Raw genomic sequence first — 17,111 nt, 5'->3', positions numbered from 1 at the left:
CTCAGGTTTCTTCCTTGGCGCCCGCGCCGAATTCCATGCGCTTGGCCCAGATGGTGACGGGCAGAAGCACCGCGAAGTAGGCGACCGCGATGAAGGTGTAGAGCTCCAGCGGCCGGTAGGTTTCATGCGCGATCACCTGGCCCTGGTAGAGCAGGTCGGGCACGGCCAGCACCGACAGCAGCGAGGTGTTCTTCAGCTGCATGATCGACTGGCTCATGAGCGGCGGCACCATGCGCTTGAACGCCTGCGGCAGCACGACGCGGCGCATGAGCTGCATGCGCGTCATGCCGAGCGCGCGCGCCGCCTCGACCTGCCCGCTGTCGATGGAAATGATGCCGCCGCGCACGATCTCGGAATAGAACGCACCGCCGTAGAGCGAAAGGCACAGCGTGGCGGCCGCAACGGCCGAGATCTCCAGCCCGGTGAGCACCGGCAGCGCGTAGTAGAACCACACCAGCTGCACCAGCACCGGCGTGCAGCGGAACACCTCGATGTAGGCGCGGATCGGCGCCGACACCCACGGGTTGCGCGACAACCGCCCCAGCCCGGTGACCAGGCCGATCAGGAGCCCCAGCACCACGCACACGACGGTGAACACCAGCGTGTAGGCCAGGCCGATGAGCAGCAGCCGCCGGTAGCTCCAGAGCACGCTGAAGTCCCAGTCGTAGGCCGTGCCGGAGGCACCGCCGGAGAAATGGCGCACGGCGGCCCAGACGCCCGCCAGCACGCAGGCGAGCAGCACGGCCGTGCCGAGCCGGGAGCGGCCCCTGGGCTCGCTCGTCGGATCCTCGAGGTCCATGGCGACCCCTTCAGAACTTGATTTCAGGCGGGAAGGCGCTGGCCGGCACGCCCGCGAGCTTTTCCATGTTCTTCAGGATGACGCTGCGCACCGCGCCCTTGCTGCGCTCCTGCGCCAGCCAGGCGTTCACCGCCTTCTGCAGGCCGGGGTCGGAGTCCTTGCGCAGGCCGATGCTCACGGGCGCGGTGTACACCGGCTGCGGGATGTACATCGTGCCCAGGCCCGGGCGCTTGGCCAGCAGCGGCTCGGCCAGCAGGATCACGAGCACCTGGCAATCGGCGCGGCCGGCCTGCAGCGACATGGTGGCGGCGCCGGAATTCTCCAGGCGGGTGACGTCGGCCTTGGGCAGCACGCGCTGGGCCAGCTGGTCATGGCTGGAGCCGATGTCCACCACGATCTTGGTCTCCGGCGTGTTCAGCTGTTCCCAGCTCTTCTGCGGCACGCCCTTCTTGCAGACCACCGTGTAGGTGTTCTCGAACAGCGTGTCGGCAAAGTTGACCATGGCCGCGCGCTGCGGCGACGGGGCCAGGCCGAACATGGCGTCGATCTTGTTGGACTGCAGGTCGAGCACCGCGTTGCCCCAGGTGGTCTCGACGTATTCGACCTTGGCGCCCAGGCTCTTGGCCAGGCTCTCGCCGAAGTCGGGGCCGAAGCCCTCCCACTTGCCGGTGCCGGGGTCCTTGGCAAAGTACGGAATGGCGCCGGCGATGGCCCCCACGCGCAGCACATGGGTGCGCTGCACCCGCGCGAGCGAGCTTTCCTGGTCCTGGGAAAAAGCCGGCCCGATGGTGCAGGCGGCAACGGCAGCCACGAGGGCCCGAATGAATTTCTGTTTGATGGTCACGAGCACTCCAAGCAATTGGCTTGCCAATATACAAAGGTAAGCGATTGGTTCCAAGGTTTAGTTGCGCTCGAGCCGCCTCGTCGAAAAACACCGCGCGACCTAAAATCCGCCGCACAACAAGCACAACGCAACCCTGAGGGGGTCCCATGCTCGACATCGACAAACTCAACGAATTCACCAACAACCATGGCGAACTGCGCCGCGGCCAGGGGCTGGTCACGGGCACGATCGCCCTGAGCCTGGCCATCCTGTGCTTCCTGGGCGTGCTCGCGTTCCACTTTCCGCAGTACCTCACCACGCCGGAGCTGCGCAAGAGCTACAACGTCGACGTGATGCGCATCATCCTGCTGACGGCGCTGGTCATCTCGGGCGGGCTGTCGCTGGTGAACATCATCTTCAACCGCTCGCGCTGGCTGTCGTCGGCCGCGTTCCTGCTGGTGGTTGCGTCGGCGCTGCTGGGCGGGCACAAGGTGCCGGTGCACGACTTCGCGGACCACACGCCGTACATCGGGCTCGACTGGTTCATCCTCGACCTGCTGGGCTCGTCGCTGATCTTCATCTTCATCGAGAAGCTGTTCGCGCTGCGCAAGGACCAGCCCGTGTTCCGCGAGGAGTGGCAGACCGACTTCCATCACTTCGTGGTGAACCACATGATCGTGGGCTTCGTGCTGCTGGCCACCAACCTGCTGGTGCACAAGCTCTTCGGCTGGGCCGCCAACGACGGCATCCGCGGCTGGGTCGGCAACCTGCCGTTCTGGGCCGGGCTGCTGCTGATCATCCTGGTGGCCGACCTGGTGCAGTACTGGACGCATCGCGCCTACCACGAGGTGCCCGTGCTGTGGCGCCTGCACGCGGTGCACCACAGCGTGAAGAGCATGGACTGGATGGCCGGCTCGCGCCAGCACATCCTGGAGCTGCTGATCACCCGCACGCTGGTGCTGGCGCCCATCTACGTGCTGGGCTTCAGCAAGGAAGTGATCGACGCCTACATCGTGGTGGTCGGCTTCCAGGCGGTGTTCAACCACTGCAACGTGAGCGTGCGGCTCGGCCCGCTGCGCTATTTGATCGTGACGCCCAATTTCCACCACTGGCACCACAGCCAGGACATCGAGGCGCTCGACAAGAACTATGCGGCGCACTACGCCTTCCTCGACTACATCTTCGGCACGGCCGTGAAGAGCACCAAGCTCTGGCCCGAAAAATACGGCGTGCTGGGCGACTACGTGCCCAACGGCTTCTTCAAGCAGTTGAAGTTCCCGTTCGTCTGGAAGGGCTGATGCGCGCTGCCTTCAAGACCCGCGCGGCCCTGGCGGCCGCGAGCGCCGCACTGCTCATGCTGACGGCCTGCGCCACCCGCCTCGACCTGCCCTCCAAGGACGCCGGGCTGCGCCTGCGCGTGCAAAGCTCAGTCATCGCGCCGGGCAATGGCGGCGAGCTCATCGCGGCCGATGCGCTGGAGCCGGGCGACATCCTGCTGACCTCCATCGCCACGGTCAATTCGTTCGGCATCCGGCTGGGCACCTTCTCGCCGGTGAGCCACGCGGTGCTGTACCTCGGCGACGGCCAGATCGCCGAAGCCGTGGGCACCGGCGTGCGCGCACGGCCGCTGGCCGAAGTGGTCGACGAGGAACAGATGGTCGTGGCCTTTCGTGTGCCGGGCGTCGATGCCGCCGGCGCCGCACGCCTGCGCGAATGGGCGATGTCGCAGGTCGGCACGCGCTACAACACCGTGGGCGTGCTGCTGAACGCGCCCTTCGTGCTCAACCGCCGCCTTTGCGAACTGCCGCTCATGCCCGAGGCCGTCAGCAGCTACTGCATGAGCGGCATGGCGATGGTGCAGCTGGGCGCGAGCCGCAACGACCAGTTCTTCTGCTCGCAGTTCGTGCTGGAGGCCTACAGGCAGGCCGGCCTGCCGATCACCCGCGCCGACCCGCGCTGGGTGAGCCCGGCCGACCTGCTGCACATGCGCGAAGGCGACGTTCCCTCGATCGCCGCCACGCAGCCGCTGCGCTACGTGGGCCACCTGAAATACAACCCGCCGCCGCTGCTCGCGGCGGATGGGCCTTGAGCGCGGCGGACGTGTCCCACCGGTTCGACGTCGTCGTGATCGGTGCCGGCGCTGCCGGGCTGTTCTGCGCCGGCGTGGCGGGCCAGCGCGGGATCAAGGTGCTGGTGGTGGACCACAGCGAGAAGGTGGGCGAGAAGATCCGCATCTCGGGCGGCGGGCGCGCCAACTTCACCAATCGCGACCTCGACGTGCGGGCGCCGCAGCGCCACTTCATCGGCGACAACCCGAATTTCTGCCGCTCTGCTCTGTCGCGTTACGCGCCGCAGCAGTTCATCGACCTGGTGCAGAAGCACGGCATCGCCTTCCACGAGAAACACAAGGGGCAGCTGTTCTGCGACGGTTCCTCGCAGCAGATCGTCGACATGCTGCTGGCCGAATGCGCGGCGGGTGGCGTCGAACGGTGGCAGCCGTGCAAGATCGGGAACATCGCCTTGACGGGCTCAGGCAGCTATCGAATCGAGAGCAGCCGGGGTCCGGTCGAGACACCGAAGATCGTGGTTGCTACCGGCGGCCTGTCGATCCCGCAGATCGGCGCCACCGATTTCGGCTACCGCATCGCCGAGCAGTTCGGCCTGCGCGTGGTCACGCCGCGGCCGGCGCTGGTGCCGCTGACCTTCGGCGGCGAAGCCTGGGAGCCCTACGCGGGGCTGGCCGGGCTGGCGCTGCCGGTGCGCATCGAAACGGGGGCCAAGAAGGAAAAAATGGCCTTTCTCGAAGACCTGCTGTTCACCCACCGCGGGCTTTCAGGCCCGGCGGTGCTGCAGATCTCGAGCTACTGGAAGCCCGGCGCCCCGCTGACGCTGGATTTCGCCCCCGGCGTGGACGTGGCCCAGGCGCTGGGCGAAGCCAAGCTGCGCTCGAAAAAGCGCATCGCCAACGAACTGGCCGCCCTGGTGCCTTCGCGCCTGGCCGACGCCTGGGTCGGCCAGGACCCGGCACTGCAGCGCCCCGTGAACGAGGCCGCCGACAAGGCGCTGGCCGCGCTGTCGGAGCGCATCGCCCGCTGGCAGATCACCCCCAGCGGCACCGAAGGTTACAAAAAAGCCGAGGTCACGGCCGGCGGCGTCGACACACGCGACCTGTCGTCCCAGACCATGGAATCGAAGCAGCCCGGGCTGTTTTTCATCGGCGAAGTGGTCGATGTCACAGGCTGGCTGGGCGGATACAACTTCCAATGGGCGTGGGCGAGCGCACATGCATGCGCGACGGCCCTCTGACCCTATTCGCCAGGGCACCGTGGAACCGGCTTCGCCGGGCCACAGGTGCCGCCCCCGGCGAGGGGGAAGGCGAAGCGACACGAAGTGCGCGCAGCCTGGGGGAGTGCTATAATCGCGGGCTAACTCTGGCCTCCCCTCAACGGCCGCAAACAGTTTTCAGTTGAGGAACCCCGGCTTGGGGCCTCGATCTCTCCAGGCCAAATTCATTTCAACGATTCATCAATGACCACCATCCGCGTTAAAGAAAACGAGCCCTTCGACGTCGCACTGCGCCGTTTCAAGCGCACCATCGAAAAGCTCGGCCTGCTGACCGACCTGCGTGCCCGCGAGTTCTACGAAAAGCCGACCGCCGAGCGCAAGCGCAAGAAGGCCGCCGCGGTCAAGCGCCACTACAAGCGCGTGCGCAGCATGCAGCTGCCCAAGAAGCTGTACTAAGCAACGCCCCGGCGGCCGGCTCCAGACGAAAGTCAGCACCGCCGCCCAGTTGCCTCAGCCGCGCCAGGGAAACCTGCCGCGGCTTTTGTTTTTTCCGAAAGGTTGCCGAATGACACTCAAAGAACAGATCACCGAAGACATGAAGACGGCGATGCGCGCCAAGGACTCCGAGCGCCTGGCCACCATCCGCCTGCTGCTGGCCGCCATGAAGCAGAAGGAAGTCGACGAGCGCGTGGAGCTCGACGACGCCATGGTCGTCGCCATCGTCGACAAGATGGTCAAGCAGCGCAAGGACTCGATCGCCGCCTTCACCACCGGCGGCCGCGCCGACCTCGCCGACAAGGAAGCCGCCGAGATCAAGGTGCTGGAGGTCTACCTGCCCCAGCGCATGAGCGCCGATGAAACGGTGGCCGCGGTGAAGGCCATCGTGGCCGAGCTGGGCGCCAGCGGCCCCGGCGACATGGGCAAGGTGATGGGCGTGGTCAAGACCCGCCTCGCCGGCAAGGCCGACATGGGCCAGGTCAGCGCAGCGGTCAAGGCCGCTCTGACGGGCGCCTGATGCCGATGAACACCGGCAGCCGCTCCGTCGCCATTCCCAAGGCCTGCGCCTGCCTGGTCGACGCACGGGGCCGGCTGCTGGTGTTCCGCCATCCCGAGGATGGCAACATGCAGCTCCCCAAGGGCACCATCGAGCCCGGCGAAGCGCCCGAGGTGGCGGTGCGCCGCGAACTGCTCGAGGAATCGGGCATCGACCACCGCGGCCCTCTGCAGTCGCTGGGCACGCTGGACCGCGAATGCGAGGCCGGCGTCGAAGGCAACACCCATCGCCACCCGCAGCTGTGGCACCTGTTCCTGATGCGTGCCGAAAGCCCGCTGCCCGAGAGCTTCACGCACACGGCAACGGGCAGCCCCGAAGAGGAAGGCCTGGTGTTCCTGTTCAGCTGGCTCGAAGCCGGCGACGCGCTGGACGACTTCGCCCTGCCCTACCGCCAGACCATCGAGCGCGTCCGCGCCGCGCTGCTGCTCGCAGCCTGACAACGGCTCACAGCCCGGCGCGCGCGGCCATATAGAGCCCGAGCAGCGCCAGCCCGATCAGGAAGCAGCGCTTGAACACGGCCACCGGCAGCCGCCGCCGCAGCCAGGTCCCCAGCACCATGCCGCCGATGGCCGGCACCAGCATCGCGAACGAGCCGCCCAGCGCCGACACCGGATAGCCCCCGTTTCCGATCAGCCCGACGGCCAGCACCACCGTCGAGGTAGTGAACGAGATCCCCATCGCCTGGATCAGCGAATCGCGCTGGAACCCCAGCGCCTGCAGGTACGGCACCGCCGGCACCGCGAACACCCCGGTCACCGCCGTCACCAGCCCCGTGACGATGCCCACCACCGGCCCCAGCCAGCGCGCCCGCGCGTCGCTCACATGGAGCTGACGCCCGGTCAGCCCCCAGACCGCGTAGACCACCAGCGCCACCCCGAGCGCGAACGAAGCCCAGGCCCCCGGCGGCACGCCCAGCCAAAACGCCCCGCCCAAGGTGCCGATCACCACTCCCAGCTGCATGCCGCCGATGCGCCTCAGCACCGGCATGAAGGTCTCGCGCGGCCCGGTCTGCCAGATGTTGGTGACGAGCGACGGCACGATCAGCAGCGCCGCCGCCTGCACGGGCGACATCCACAGCGCCAGCAGCCCCATCGACACCGTCGGCAGCCCGAGGCCGACCACGCCCTTGAGCACCCCGGCCAGCAGGTACACCGCGGTGGCGGCGGCCCAGAAGCTCATGGCGTCGTTCGTCGGCATCGTCATGGCGGCCGAGTCTGCCGGGGAAGCCTGCGCCCGGAAATGCGGCATTCGCGCAGCCGGCCTCAGGCTGGGCCTGAGGCTCCTGGTGCACACTCCGGCGGATCATGCGATTCGATCTCACCGACCTGCGGCTGTTCCTCAACGTGGTCGAGGCCGGCAGCCTCACTGGCGGCGCCGGCCGCTCGCACATGACACTGGCCTCCGCCAGCCAGCGGGTGCGCGGCATGGAAGACGCTCTGGGCACCCCGCTGCTCACGCGCCATGCACAGGGCGTGCGCGCCACCGAGGCCGGCCGCACGCTGCTGCATCATGCGCGCGTCGTGCTGCAGCAGATGGAGCGGCTGCGCGGCGAACTCGGCGAATACGGCCAGGGCCTCAAGGGCCACGTGCGCTTCATGTGCGGCACTTCGGCGCTGACCGAGCACCTGCCCGAAGTGCTGAGCCGCTTTCTCGCGCAGCATCCGCGCATCTCGGTCGACCTGGAAGAACGCGCCAGCCCCGACACGGTGGAAGCGCTGCGCGCCGGCCTGTGCGACATCGGCATCGTCTCGGACGCCATCGACAGCGAAGGCCTCGAATGCCACACCTTCCGCCGTGACGACCTCGTGCTCGTCATGCCGCGCGGCCACGCGCTGGCCGGTCGCAGGCGGCTGAAGCTGGCCGAGGTGGTCGACAACGAATTCGTGGGCCTGCCCGCCGACAGCGCGCTGCAGCAGCTGATCACCCAGCATGTGCGCGCGCTCGGCAAGCACCTCGCCTACCGGGTTCGCGTGCGCAACTTCGAGGCGGTGTGCCGCATGGTCGAATACGGCATCGGCGTGGGCATCGTGCCGCAGACGGCCGCCGAGCGCTGTGCCCGCTCGATGAAGATCGCGCGCGCCTCGCTTGCGGACAAATGGGCCGAGCGCACGCTGATGGCCTGCGTGCGCTCGTCGGAAGAGCTGCCGCTCAATGCCAGGCGCATGCTCGAGCACCTGATCGCGCCGGCTTAAGAACCAGCCAGGCCGCGTCGGGCCGCGGAAGAAGCCCGACCCGGTTGACCCAGGACCTCAGGCGCCGGCCACCTTCATGCGGTTCACCAGCACAGAACCGGTGGTCTTGGCGCCGAAGGTGTAGGCATCGGCACCGATGGCCTCGATGCCCATGAGCATGTCTTTCAGGTTGCCGGCGATGGTGATCTCCTGCACCGGGAAGGCGATCTTGCCCTTCTCGACCCAGAAGCCGCTGGCGCCGCGCGAGTAGTCGCCGGTCACGTAGTTCACGCCCTGGCCCATCAGCTCGATCACGAACAGGCCGGTGCCCAGCTTGGCGAGCATGGCGTCGAGGTCGTCGGTGTGCTTGGTGAGGCGCGAGCTCAGCGTCAGGTTGTGCGAACCGCCGGCGTTGCCGGTGGTCTTCATGCCCAGCTTGCGGGCCGAATAGGTCGAGAGAAAGTAGCCTTCGAGGCGGCCGGCATCGACCACCTTGCGCGCCCGGGTGGTCACGCCTTCGTCGTCGAAGGGCGAGCTGCCCTTGCCGCGCATCACGTGCGGGTCTTCGGCCACGTCGATGTGCTTGGGCAGCACGGGCTTGCCCAGCGAATCGAGCAGGAAGCTGCTCTTGCGGTACAGCGCCCCGCCGCTCACGGCCTGCACCAGCCCGCCCAGCAGGCCCACGGCCAGGGGCGACTCGAACAGCACCGGGCATTCGGTGGTCTTGATCTTGCGCGACTTCAGGCGGCTCAGCGCCCGTTCGGCGGCGTAGCGGCCCACGGCCTGCGGGCTGGCCAGTTCGTCGGCAGAGCGCATGGAGCTGTACCAGGCGTCGCGCTGCATGTCGTCGCCCTTGCCGGCGATGGGCGCCACCGAAATCGAGTGCCGCGAGCTGGCGTAGCCGCCGCGGAAGCCGTGCGTGTGGGCGCTGAAGAAGTGGCTCTGCTGGGCCGAGACGCCCGCGCCTTCGCTGTTGGTGATGCGCTTGTCGGTCGACAGGGCGGCCGCTTCGCATTCCAGCGCCAGCCTGGCGGCCTGCTCGCTCGTCACGTCCCAGGGATGGAACAGGTCGAGCTCGGGGTGTTCCTTGGCGATGTCATCCTCGTCGGGCAGGCCGCTCACCGGGTCTTCGGCGGTGAAGCGGGCGATGTCGTAGGCCGCCTGGACGGTCTGCTCGATGGCGGCTTCGGAGAAATCGGAGGTGCTGGCGTTGCCGCGGCGGTGGCCCACGTAGACCGTGATGCCCAGCGACTTGTCGCGGTTGCGCTCGACGTTCTCGAGCTCGCCCTTGCGCACGGAGACGCTCAGGCCGCAGCCCTCGGACGCCTCGGCGCCGGCATCGGTCGCCCCGAGCTTCTTGGCGTGCGCCAAGGCCGAGTCGACCAGGTTTTCGAAGAAGGAACGGCTGTAGGCGAAGCCGGAATCGGCGCGCGAGGAGGATGTCGTCATGTGGTGGCTATGATACTTGCGCCCCCCAATCCCCGTTTACCCCCTGCTTCCCACCGCGCATTGCATGCGTTGCAACGCCTCGCGGTGCGGCCCAGAATCCATCCCATGTCCCGCAAACCCAAAAAAGGCTATTTCGTCCGTGGCCAGTTCGTCGCCGAAGGCAGCGAGCTCGACCTGGAGCTCAAGCGCGAGCTCAAGGGCACCGACGACGCCAGCCGCACCGACCTCAAGCGCGAGAGCGACGAACTCCAGAAACTGGGCGGCGAACTGCTCACGCTGCGCGCCGGCCTGTTCGACGCGCTCCCGCTCGACGAGAAGCTGGTCGACGCCATCGCCGAGGCCAAGCGCATCACCAATTTCGAGGGCAAGCGCCGCCAGATGCAGTTCATCGGCAAGCTCATGCGCAAGCTCGAGCCCGAGGTGCTGGAAGCCGTCAGGCAGGCCCTGTCGGAGCAGGCCAGCGTGCCGGCCGCCGAAACCGCCGCCCTGCACGAGGCCGAGCGCTGGCGCGACCGGCTGATTGCCGACGACGACGCCCTCGGCGGCTGGATCGAAACCCACCCCGCCACCGACTCCCAGCAACTGCGCGCCCTGGTGCGCCAGGCCCGCAAGGACATGAAGACCGGCCCGGCCGGTGAAGCGCCCCGCCAGGGCAAGGCCTACCGCGAGATCTTCCAGCTGGTGCGCGCACAGCTGGCGGTGCACGGCGGCGACGACCACGCAGCCGCCGCGGCGGAACAAGACCGGGAAGAGGACGCATGAGCGCGGAAGCCGCCTTCGAGCTGGTCCGCATCGGCGTCGTCTCGGTCAGCGACCGCGCCTCCAGCGGCGCCTACGAAGACAAGGGACTGCCCGCGCTGAAGGAATGGCTGGGCAAGGCGCTGAAGAACCCCATCGAATTCGAGCCCCGGCTGATTCCCGACGAGGCCGCGCGCATCAGCGCTGCGCTGGTCGAGCTGGTCGATGCCGGCTGCTCGCTGGTGCTGACCACCGGCGGCACCGGCCCCGCCCTGCGCGACGTGACGCCCGAGGCCACGCTGGCCGTCGCCCACAAGGAAATGCCCGGCTTCGGCGAGCAGATGCGCCAGATCAGCCTGCGCTTCGTGCCGACCGCGATCCTGTCGCGGCAGGTGGCGGTGATCCGCGACAAGAGCCTGATCATCAACCTGCCGGGCCAGCCCAAGTCGATCGCGGAAACGCTCGAGGGACTGAAGGACGCGAACGGCGCGCAGCTGGTGCCCGGCATCTTCGCGGCGGTGCCCTACTGCATCGACCTGATCGGCGGGCCGTACCTGGAAACCGACGATTCGGTCTGCAAGGCCTTCAGGCCGAAGTCGGCCATCCGCACACGCGCCTGAGCGGCGCGGACCAACGGCCGCTACTGCGGCGGAAGGCTCCTGGCCTCCACGTCCTTCAGGCACGCACTGACCGCCGCGTGCGATGCCTGCTCGTGGCAGCGCGCGGCCGCGGCACGCGCGGCCTTCTGCTGCACACGGCGCTCTTCGGCGCTGTCGATCTGGTAGCTCATGAGCCATTTCATGGACAGCGCCAGCACGATGCCCAGCCCGAGCGACATGCCCACCACTGTGGAGCGCCAGGTCCGCGCACTGGGCACGGCGGGCTCGGCCACGGGGCCGACGTCGAACGCCATGGGCGGATGTGAAGGTGAGCCGCCATGGACCCGGCGGCGCTGTGAAGCGCGCGGCTCGGCGGTGGCTGTGGTGCGTGCGGAAGACTTGTCGTAGCTGACCATCGAGCCGATTGTCCGCGAATCGGCAGCCCCCGCCGCAACGCGCCGGGGGCTTTTCAGGCTCAGTTCAGATCGAACCTGTCGAGGTTCATCACCTTCGTCCACGCGGCCACGAAGTCGTTCACGAACTTCTCCTGTGCGTCCGAGCTCGCGTAGATCTCGGCAACGGCACGCAGCTGCGCATTCGAGCCGAAGACCAGGTCGGCGCGCGTGCCGGTCCACTTCAGCTCGCCCGACTTGCGGTCACGGCCTTCGTACTTCTCGTTGCCGGCCGGAACAGCCTTCCACTCCGTGCCCATGTCGAGCAGGTTCACGAAGAAGTCGTTGGTCAGCGTGCCCGGCTTCCTGGTGAAGACGCCGTCCTGGCTCTGGCCGACATTGGCGCCGATCACGCGCAGGCCGCCGATGAGCACGGTCAGCTCCGGTGCGGTCAGCGTCAGCAGTTGCGCCCGGTCGACGAGCAGCACTTCCGCCGGCACGCTGAACCGCGCCTTCGTGTAGTTGCGGAAACCGTCGGCCACCGGCTCCAGCGGCTCGAAGGACTGCACCTCGGTCTGCTCCTGCGACGCGTCGGCACGCCCCGGCGAGAACGGCACTTTCAGTTCGCGTCCGGCATTGCGCGCGGCCTGCTCCACGCCCGCGCCGCCGGCCAGCACGATCAGGTCGGCCAGCGAGATCTTCTTGCCGCCCTGCTGCGATGCGTTGAACTCATCGCGGATGCCTTCGAGCACCTGCAGCACCTTGGCCAGTTGCGCCGGCTCGTTCACTGCCCAGTCCTTCTGGGGCGCCAGGCGAATGCGCGCGCCGTTCGCGCCGCCCCGCTTGTCGGAGCCGCGGAAGGTCGACGCCGACGCCCATGCCGTCGAGACGAGCTGCGCCGGCGTGAGGCCCGAGGCCAGCACCTTCTTCGCGAGCGCCTCCACGTCCTGCGCATCGACCAGCGCGTGGTCAACGGCGGGAATCGGGTCTTGCCAGATCAGCTCTTCGGCCGGTACCTCAGGGCCGAGGTAGCGTGCGCGCGGGCCCATGTCGCGGTGCGTGAGCTTGAACCATGCGCGGGCGAATGCATCGGCGAACTGGTCGGGGTTCGCAAGGAAGCGGCGCGAGATCTTCTCGTACGCCGGGTCGATGCGCAGCGACAGGTCGGTGGTGAGCATGGTCGGCGCGTGGCGCTTCGACGGGTCGTGCGCGTCCGGGATGGTTCCCGCGCCGGCGCCGCCCTTGGCCACCCACTGGTGCGCGCCCGCCGGGCTCTTGGTGAGTTCCCATTCGAAGCCGAACAGGTTCTCGAAGAAGTTGTTGCTCCACTTCGTGGGCGTGGTGGTCCAGGTGACTTCCAGGCCGCTGGTGATGGTGTCGCCGCCCTTGCCGGTGCCGAAGCTGCTCTTCCAGCCCAGGCCCTGGGCCTCGATGTCCGCTGCCTCGGGCTCATGGCCGACGTTGGTTGCCGGACCCGCGCCGTGCGTCTTGCCGAAGGTGTGGCCGCCGGCGATGAGCGCCACGGTTTCTTCGTCGTCCATGGCCATGCGCGCGAAGGTGTCGCGGATGTCGCGTGCCGCGGCGAGCGGATCGGGGTTGCCGTCCGGACCTTCGGGGTTCACGTAGATCAGGCCCATCTGCACGGCGGCCAGCGGGTTCTCGAGGTCGCGTGTGTGCGGCACCTTGCTGTCGTCGTCCTTCACGAGCACAGCGCCGGGTTTCTCGACGCCCGGCGAACCTTGCGAGTAACGGATGTCCCCGCCGAGCCAGGTGGTCTCGCGGCCCCAGTACACGTCCTGGTCGGGTTCCCACACATCGGCACGGCCGCCCGCGAAGCCGAAGGTCTTGAAGCCCATCGTTTCCAGCGCGACGTTGCCCGTGAGGATCAACAGGTCGGCCCATGAAATCTTGTTGCCGTACTTCTGCTTGATCGGCCAGAGCAGGCGCCGTGCCTTGTCGAGGCTCACGTTGTCGGGCCAGCTGTTCAGCGGCGCGAAGCGCTGCTGGCCGCGACCGGCGCCGCCGCGTCCGTCACCGATGCGGTAGGTGCCCGCGCTGTGCCATGCCATGCGAATGAACAGCGGGCCATAGTGGCCGAAGTCCGCCGGCCACCAGTCCTGCGAGTCCGTCATCAGCGCGGCGAGGTCTTTCTTCACCGCTGCAAGATCGAGGCTGTTGAACGCCGCGGCGTAGTCGAAGTCCTTGTCCATCGGATCGGATTTCGACGAGTGCTGGTGAAGCAGATCGATACGCAGCTGCCTGGGCCACCAGTCTCGGTTGGTGGTGCCGGCACCTGCTGCCTGGCTGAAGGGACACTTGGCTTCGGTCTTGTCACTGCTCATGGGAACTCCTGGTTTTGTGCTGCGAGGGGATGGGGCAAATTCTCTGACAGAAGCAGCCGTGGGGCGAATAGAAGCACTCAATTCCAGCGATAGCGCAAGCTGGCCGTTGCGGTCGTTCGCCATGCGGTCTCTGCCGTGCGGACGCGAGCTTTATAGCCCCATCGCCCGCCCCGCCGCAATCGATCGCCCCCCCAGCAGCCGAGTGGCATCACGCAGGGCGCTGCGGCGTGCGAATGCTCATGTGCCATGGGGTCCTTGCGGTACTGGGTCGAGCGGCGCGCCGTGGTTCTGCTCGCGTGCGTCTTCTTCCTGCCGCACCTCGTCTTCGTCGCGCCTGTGCGCGATGCGGTAGAGCAGCGGAAGCACCAGCAGCGTCAGCGCGGTCGACGAAAGGATACCGCCGATCACCACGGTGGCCAGCGGCCGCTGCACCTCGGCGCCCGTGCCGGTGGCGATGGCCATGGGCACGAAGCCCAGCGACGCGACCAGCGCGGTCATCAGCACCGGCCGCAGCCGCGTGAGCGCGCCTTCGCGAATGGCCGCGTCCAGCGGCAGTCCGCCCTCGCGCAGGTTGCGGATGAAGGAGATCATCACCAGCCCGTTGAGCACCGCCACGCCCGACAGCGCTATGAAGCCCACCGCCGCAGAGATCGACAGCGGTATGCCGCGCATCCACAGCGCGACGATGCCGCCCGTGAGCGCGAACGGAATGCCGGTGAACACCAGCAGCCCGTCCTTGAGGTTGCCGAACATCGCGAACAGCAGCGTGAACACCAGCAGCAGCGACACCGGCACCACGATCTGCAGCCGCTGCGTGGCGGACGCGAGGTTCTCGTACTGGCCGCCCCACACGGTCCAGTAGCCGGAGGGAATGCTCACCTTGCGCATGGCCTCTTCGGCCTCGGCCACGAATGAGCCCAGGTCGCGGCCGCGCACGTTCGCGCTCACCACGATGCGGCGCTTGCCGTCTTCGCGGCTCACCTGGTTGGGGCCCGGCGCAATGTCGAGCGTGGCCACTTCGCCCAGCGGGATGAAGCTGGTGCGTGCTCCTTCCGCGCCGGCGCCCTTGGGCAGCGCCACTGGCAGGCGCTTGATGGCCTCGAGGTCGGTGCGCAGGTTCTCGGGCAGGCGCACGATGATGTCGAAGCGGCGGTCGCCGTCGAACAGCGTGCCCGCCTCGCGCCCGCCCACCGCGACCGAGATCGCGTCCTGCACGTCGCCCACGTTCAGGCCGTAGCGCGCGGTCTTGTTGCGGTCGATGTTCACCGTGAGCATCGGCAGGCCGGTGGTCTGCTCGACCTTCACCTCGGCCGCGCCGGGGATCTTGCCCAGCGCCTGCGACACCTCGGCCGCGGTCTTGTTGAGCACGTCCATGTCGTCGCCGAAAATCTTCACCGCCACGTCGCTGCGCACGCCGGAGATCAGCTCGTTGAAGCGCAGCTGGATCGGCTGCGAGAACTCGTAGTTGTTGCCCGGCAGCTTCTCGACTTCTTCCTGCACCGCCGCCAGCAGCTCGGCGCGCGAGCGGCGTGGCGCGGGCCACTCGCTCTCGGGCTTGAGCATGATGTAGCCGTCGGAAATGTTCGGCGGCATCGGGTCCGAAGCAATCTCGGCCGTGCCGGTGCGCGCGAAGATGCGCTCGATCTCGGGAAACTTCTGCTTCAGCGTGCGTTCGAGCTGCTTCTGCATCTCGACCGACTGCGTGAGGCTGGTGCCCGGAATGCGCAGCGCCTGGATGGCGAAGTCGCCCTCGCTCAGGCTGGGCACGAACTCGGTGCCCAGGCGCGTGGCCAGCAGGCCCGACAGCACCACCGCCACCACCGCGGTGGTGATCACCAGCGGCTTGGCGGCCATGACGCGCGCCAGCAGCGGCTCGTAGCCGCGCTTGGCCCACACCATCAGGCGGTTTTCCTTCTCGCTCACCTTGTTGCCGATGAACAGCGCCACAGCCGCGGGGATGAAGGTGATCGACAGGATCATCGCGCCCAGCAGCGCGATCACCACGGTGAAGGCCATCGGGTGGAACAGCTTGCCCTCCACGCCCGTGAGCGCAAAGATCGGCAGGTACACGATCATGATGATGAGCTGGCCGAACAGCAGCGGCCGGCGCGCCTCCTGCGAGGCCGCGAACACTTCATGGAAGCGCTCGCTGCGCGTCAGCGGCCGGCCCTTGTGGGCTTGCGCATGGGCCAGCCTTCGCACGCAGTTCTCCACGATCACCACCGCGCCGTCGATGATGATGCCGAAGTCCAGCGCGCCCAGGCTCATGAGGTTGGCGCTGACCTTCTGGTTCACCATGCCGGTGAAGGTGAAGAGCATCGACAGCGGAATCACCAGCGCGGTGATGATCGCCGCACGGATGTTGCCGAGGAACAGGAACAGGATCGCAATGACCAGCACCGCGCCCTCGAACAGGTTCTTCTTCACCGTGGCGATGGCCTTGTCGACCAGCACCGTGCGGTCGTACACCGTCACCGCCTTCACGCCGGCGGGCAGCGTGCGGTTGATCTCCTGCATCTTCCTATCGACGGCCTGCGACACGGTGCGGCTGTTCTCGCCGATCAGCATGAACACCGTGCCCAGCACCACTTCGCGGCCGTTGTCGGTGGCGGCACCGGTGCGCAGTTCCTTGCCGATGCCGACGTCGGCCACGTCCTGCACGCGCAGCGGAATGCCGCCGGCGTTGCCCAGGATGACGTTGCCGATGTCCTCCACCGACTTCACCTGCCCCGGCGCGCGGATGAGGTATTGCTCGCCACGCTTCTCGATGTAGCCCGCGCCCACGTTGGCGTTGTTGCGCTCCAGCGCGGTGACCACGTCGGTCATGGTGAGGCCGTGGGCCAGCAGCTTGGCCGGGTCGGGCGCGATCTGGAATTCCTTGGCGTAGCCACCGATGGAGTTGATCTCGGTCACGCCCGCCACGTTGCGAAGCTGCGGCTTGATGATCCAGTCCTGTATCTCGCGCAGGTCGGTGGGCGAATAGGGCTTGCCGTCTGCCTTCTTCGCGCCCTCTTCCGCTTCCACGGTCCAGAGATAGATTTCGCCGAGGCCGGTCGAGATGGGCCCGATCACCGGCGATATGCCGCTGGGCATGCTTTCGCGCGCCGACTGTATGCGCTCGTTGACGAGCTGCCGCGCGAAGTAGATGTCGGTGCCGTCCTTGAAGATCACGGTGACCTGCGAGAGGCCGTAGCGCGACAGCGAGCGCGTCTGCTGCAGCCCCGGCAGGCCGGCCATGACGGTCTCGATCGGGTAGGTCACGCGCTGCTCGGTCTCCAGCGGGGAGTAGCCGGGCGCGGCGGTGTTGATCTGCACCTGCACGTTGGTGATGTCTGGCACCGCGTCGATGGGCAGCTTCTGGTAGCTGAAGATGCCCAGCGCCGCCATGCCCAGCACGGCAAGCAGGATCAGCCAGCGCTGCTCGATGGAGAAGCGGATGATGCGTTCGAACATGCGGGC

General features: G+C 67.7%; 16 protein-coding genes. 9 read left to right on the top strand and 7 right to left on the bottom strand.

From position 1 onward, the window contains the following. Position 1: 1 nt before the first annotated feature. On the bottom strand, positions 2–799 hold the full coding sequence (locus AC1RVW_RS04290) for an amino acid ABC transporter permease (protein ID WP_493198232.1): 798 nt from the start codon (positions 797–799) through the stop codon (positions 2–4). Between the two features lie 10 nt (positions 800–809). Continuing rightward, on the bottom strand, positions 810–1,643 hold the full coding sequence (locus AC1RVW_RS04285; protein ID WP_285412415.1) for a transporter substrate-binding domain-containing protein: 834 nt from the start codon (positions 1,641–1,643) through the stop codon (positions 810–812). A 146-nt stretch (positions 1,644–1,789) separates the two neighbouring features. Here AC1RVW_RS04285 and AC1RVW_RS04280 point away from each other — a divergent pair, with 146 nt between their 5' ends. The 6 genes from AC1RVW_RS04280 (at position 1,790) to AC1RVW_RS04255 (ending at position 6,398) form a co-directional block, all read left to right on the top strand. Continuing rightward, on the top strand, positions 1,790–2,920 hold the full coding sequence (locus tag AC1RVW_RS04280; RefSeq protein ID WP_081266551.1) for a sterol desaturase family protein: 1,131 nt from the start codon (positions 1,790–1,792) through the stop codon (positions 2,918–2,920). Continuing rightward, the gene (locus AC1RVW_RS04275; RefSeq protein ID WP_493198230.1) at positions 2,920–3,711 is read left to right on the top strand and encodes a YaeF family permuted papain-like enzyme; all 792 of its coding nucleotides are present in this window, start codon (positions 2,920–2,922) and stop codon (positions 3,709–3,711) included. The genes AC1RVW_RS04280 and AC1RVW_RS04275 overlap by 1 nt, the downstream gene beginning before the upstream one ends. A gap of 11 nt (positions 3,712–3,722) precedes the next feature. Then, positions 3,723–4,928: a BaiN/RdsA family NAD(P)/FAD-dependent oxidoreductase gene (locus tag AC1RVW_RS04270; RefSeq protein WP_493198229.1), complete on the top strand. Its 1,206-nt coding sequence runs from the start codon at positions 3,723–3,725 to the stop codon at positions 4,926–4,928. Positions 4,929–5,150: 222 nt separating this feature from the next. After that, on the top strand, positions 5,151–5,363 hold the full coding sequence (rpsU, locus tag AC1RVW_RS04265; protein ID WP_007833691.1) for a 30S ribosomal protein S21: 213 nt from the start codon (positions 5,151–5,153) through the stop codon (positions 5,361–5,363). Positions 5,364–5,472: 109 nt separating this feature from the next. Next, complete coding sequence (locus AC1RVW_RS04260) at positions 5,473–5,922, top strand: GatB/YqeY domain-containing protein (protein ID WP_081266549.1); 450 nt, start codon at positions 5,473–5,475, stop codon at positions 5,920–5,922. Next, positions 5,922–6,398 (top strand): NUDIX domain-containing protein, encoded by a 477-nt coding sequence (locus tag AC1RVW_RS04255; RefSeq protein ID WP_493198227.1) that lies wholly within the window; start codon positions 5,922–5,924, stop codon positions 6,396–6,398. The genes AC1RVW_RS04260 and AC1RVW_RS04255 overlap by 1 nt, the downstream gene beginning before the upstream one ends. A gap of 7 nt (positions 6,399–6,405) precedes the next feature. On the opposite strand, the gene AC1RVW_RS04250 is transcribed toward AC1RVW_RS04255, so the two are convergent. Continuing rightward, on the bottom strand, positions 6,406–7,164 hold the full coding sequence (locus AC1RVW_RS04250; RefSeq protein WP_493198225.1) for a sulfite exporter TauE/SafE family protein: 759 nt from the start codon (positions 7,162–7,164) through the stop codon (positions 6,406–6,408). 101 nt (positions 7,165–7,265) lie between these two features. On the opposite strand from AC1RVW_RS04250, the gene AC1RVW_RS04245 reads away from it, so the two are divergent. Continuing rightward, positions 7,266–8,153: a LysR family transcriptional regulator gene (locus tag AC1RVW_RS04245; RefSeq protein WP_493198223.1), complete on the top strand. Its 888-nt coding sequence runs from the start codon at positions 7,266–7,268 to the stop codon at positions 8,151–8,153. 57 nt (positions 8,154–8,210) lie between these two features. Here AC1RVW_RS04245 and pmbA read toward each other — a convergent pair whose 3' ends face one another. Next, the gene (gene pmbA, locus AC1RVW_RS04240) at positions 8,211–9,581 is read right to left on the bottom strand and encodes a metalloprotease PmbA (protein ID WP_106935009.1); all 1,371 of its coding nucleotides are present in this window, start codon (positions 9,579–9,581) and stop codon (positions 8,211–8,213) included. Positions 9,582–9,686: 105 nt separating this feature from the next. Between pmbA and yjgA the strand changes: the two genes are divergently transcribed. Both yjgA and mog read left to right on the top strand, forming a co-directional pair. Beyond that, positions 9,687–10,343, top strand: coding sequence for a ribosome biogenesis factor YjgA (yjgA, locus tag AC1RVW_RS04235; protein ID WP_081266544.1), 657 nt, complete (start codon positions 9,687–9,689; stop codon positions 10,341–10,343). Next, positions 10,340–10,939 carry a molybdopterin adenylyltransferase gene (mog, locus tag AC1RVW_RS04230; RefSeq protein ID WP_493198221.1) on the top strand — a complete coding sequence of 200 codons (600 nt, stop codon included), beginning with the start codon at positions 10,340–10,342 and terminating at the stop codon, positions 10,937–10,939. Before yjgA ends, mog begins: the two co-directional genes overlap by 4 nt. A gap of 20 nt (positions 10,940–10,959) precedes the next feature. Here the strand turns inward: mog and AC1RVW_RS04225 are convergent, their stop codons facing one another. From AC1RVW_RS04225 to AC1RVW_RS04215, 3 genes are all read right to left on the bottom strand, one after another. Beyond that, entirely contained in the window at positions 10,960–11,232 is a 273-nt protein-coding gene (locus AC1RVW_RS04225) for a hypothetical protein (protein ID WP_493198219.1), read from the bottom strand. A 161-nt stretch (positions 11,233–11,393) separates the two neighbouring features. Beyond that, positions 11,394–13,652: a catalase/peroxidase HPI gene (gene katG / locus AC1RVW_RS04220; protein ID WP_493198217.1), complete on the bottom strand. Its 2,259-nt coding sequence runs from the start codon at positions 13,650–13,652 to the stop codon at positions 11,394–11,396. A 237-nt stretch (positions 13,653–13,889) separates the two neighbouring features. Beyond that, on the bottom strand, positions 13,890–17,105 hold the full coding sequence (locus tag AC1RVW_RS04215; protein WP_493198215.1) for a CusA/CzcA family heavy metal efflux RND transporter: 3,216 nt from the start codon (positions 17,103–17,105) through the stop codon (positions 13,890–13,892). Between the last annotated feature and the right edge of the window lie 6 nt (positions 17,106–17,111).

This window comes from Variovorax sp. MPBD4-3 (genome assembly GCF_058809745.1).
Note: the sequence above shows the minus strand (reverse complement) of the source record. Positions and strands in the feature narration are given on the sequence as shown.

Excerpts from the sequence above, each read along its gene's own strand:
- AC1RVW_RS04225 (WP_493198219.1), bottom strand. The coding sequence starts at position 11,232 with ATGGCGTTCGACGTCGGCCCCGTGGCCGAGCCCGCCGTGCCCAGTGCG.
- mog (WP_493198221.1), top strand. The coding sequence starts at position 10,340 with ATGAGCGCGGAAGCCGCCTTCGAGCTGGTCCGCATCGGCGTCGTCTCG.
- pmbA (WP_106935009.1), bottom strand. The coding sequence starts at position 9,581 with ATGACGACATCCTCCTCGCGCGCCGATTCCGGCTTCGCCTACAGCCGT.
- AC1RVW_RS04290 (WP_493198232.1), bottom strand. The coding sequence starts at position 799 with ATGGACCTCGAGGATCCGACGAGCGAGCCCAGGGGCCGCTCCCGGCTC.
- yjgA (WP_081266544.1), top strand. The coding sequence starts at position 9,687 with ATGTCCCGCAAACCCAAAAAAGGCTATTTCGTCCGTGGCCAGTTCGTC.
- AC1RVW_RS04245 (WP_493198223.1), top strand. The coding sequence starts at position 7,266 with ATGCGATTCGATCTCACCGACCTGCGGCTGTTCCTCAACGTGGTCGAG.
- AC1RVW_RS04260 (WP_081266549.1), top strand. The coding sequence starts at position 5,473 with ATGACACTCAAAGAACAGATCACCGAAGACATGAAGACGGCGATGCGC.
- AC1RVW_RS04250 (WP_493198225.1), bottom strand. The coding sequence starts at position 7,164 with ATGACGATGCCGACGAACGACGCCATGAGCTTCTGGGCCGCCGCCACC.
- AC1RVW_RS04275 (WP_493198230.1), top strand. The coding sequence starts at position 2,920 with ATGCGCGCTGCCTTCAAGACCCGCGCGGCCCTGGCGGCCGCGAGCGCC.
- AC1RVW_RS04280 (WP_081266551.1), top strand. The coding sequence starts at position 1,790 with ATGCTCGACATCGACAAACTCAACGAATTCACCAACAACCATGGCGAA.
- katG (WP_493198217.1), bottom strand. The coding sequence starts at position 13,652 with ATGAGCAGTGACAAGACCGAAGCCAAGTGTCCCTTCAGCCAGGCAGCA.
- rpsU (WP_007833691.1), top strand. The coding sequence starts at position 5,151 with ATGACCACCATCCGCGTTAAAGAAAACGAGCCCTTCGACGTCGCACTG.
- AC1RVW_RS04215 (WP_493198215.1), bottom strand. The coding sequence starts at position 17,105 with ATGTTCGAACGCATCATCCGCTTCTCCATCGAGCAGCGCTGGCTGATC.
- AC1RVW_RS04255 (WP_493198227.1), top strand. The coding sequence starts at position 5,922 with ATGCCGATGAACACCGGCAGCCGCTCCGTCGCCATTCCCAAGGCCTGC.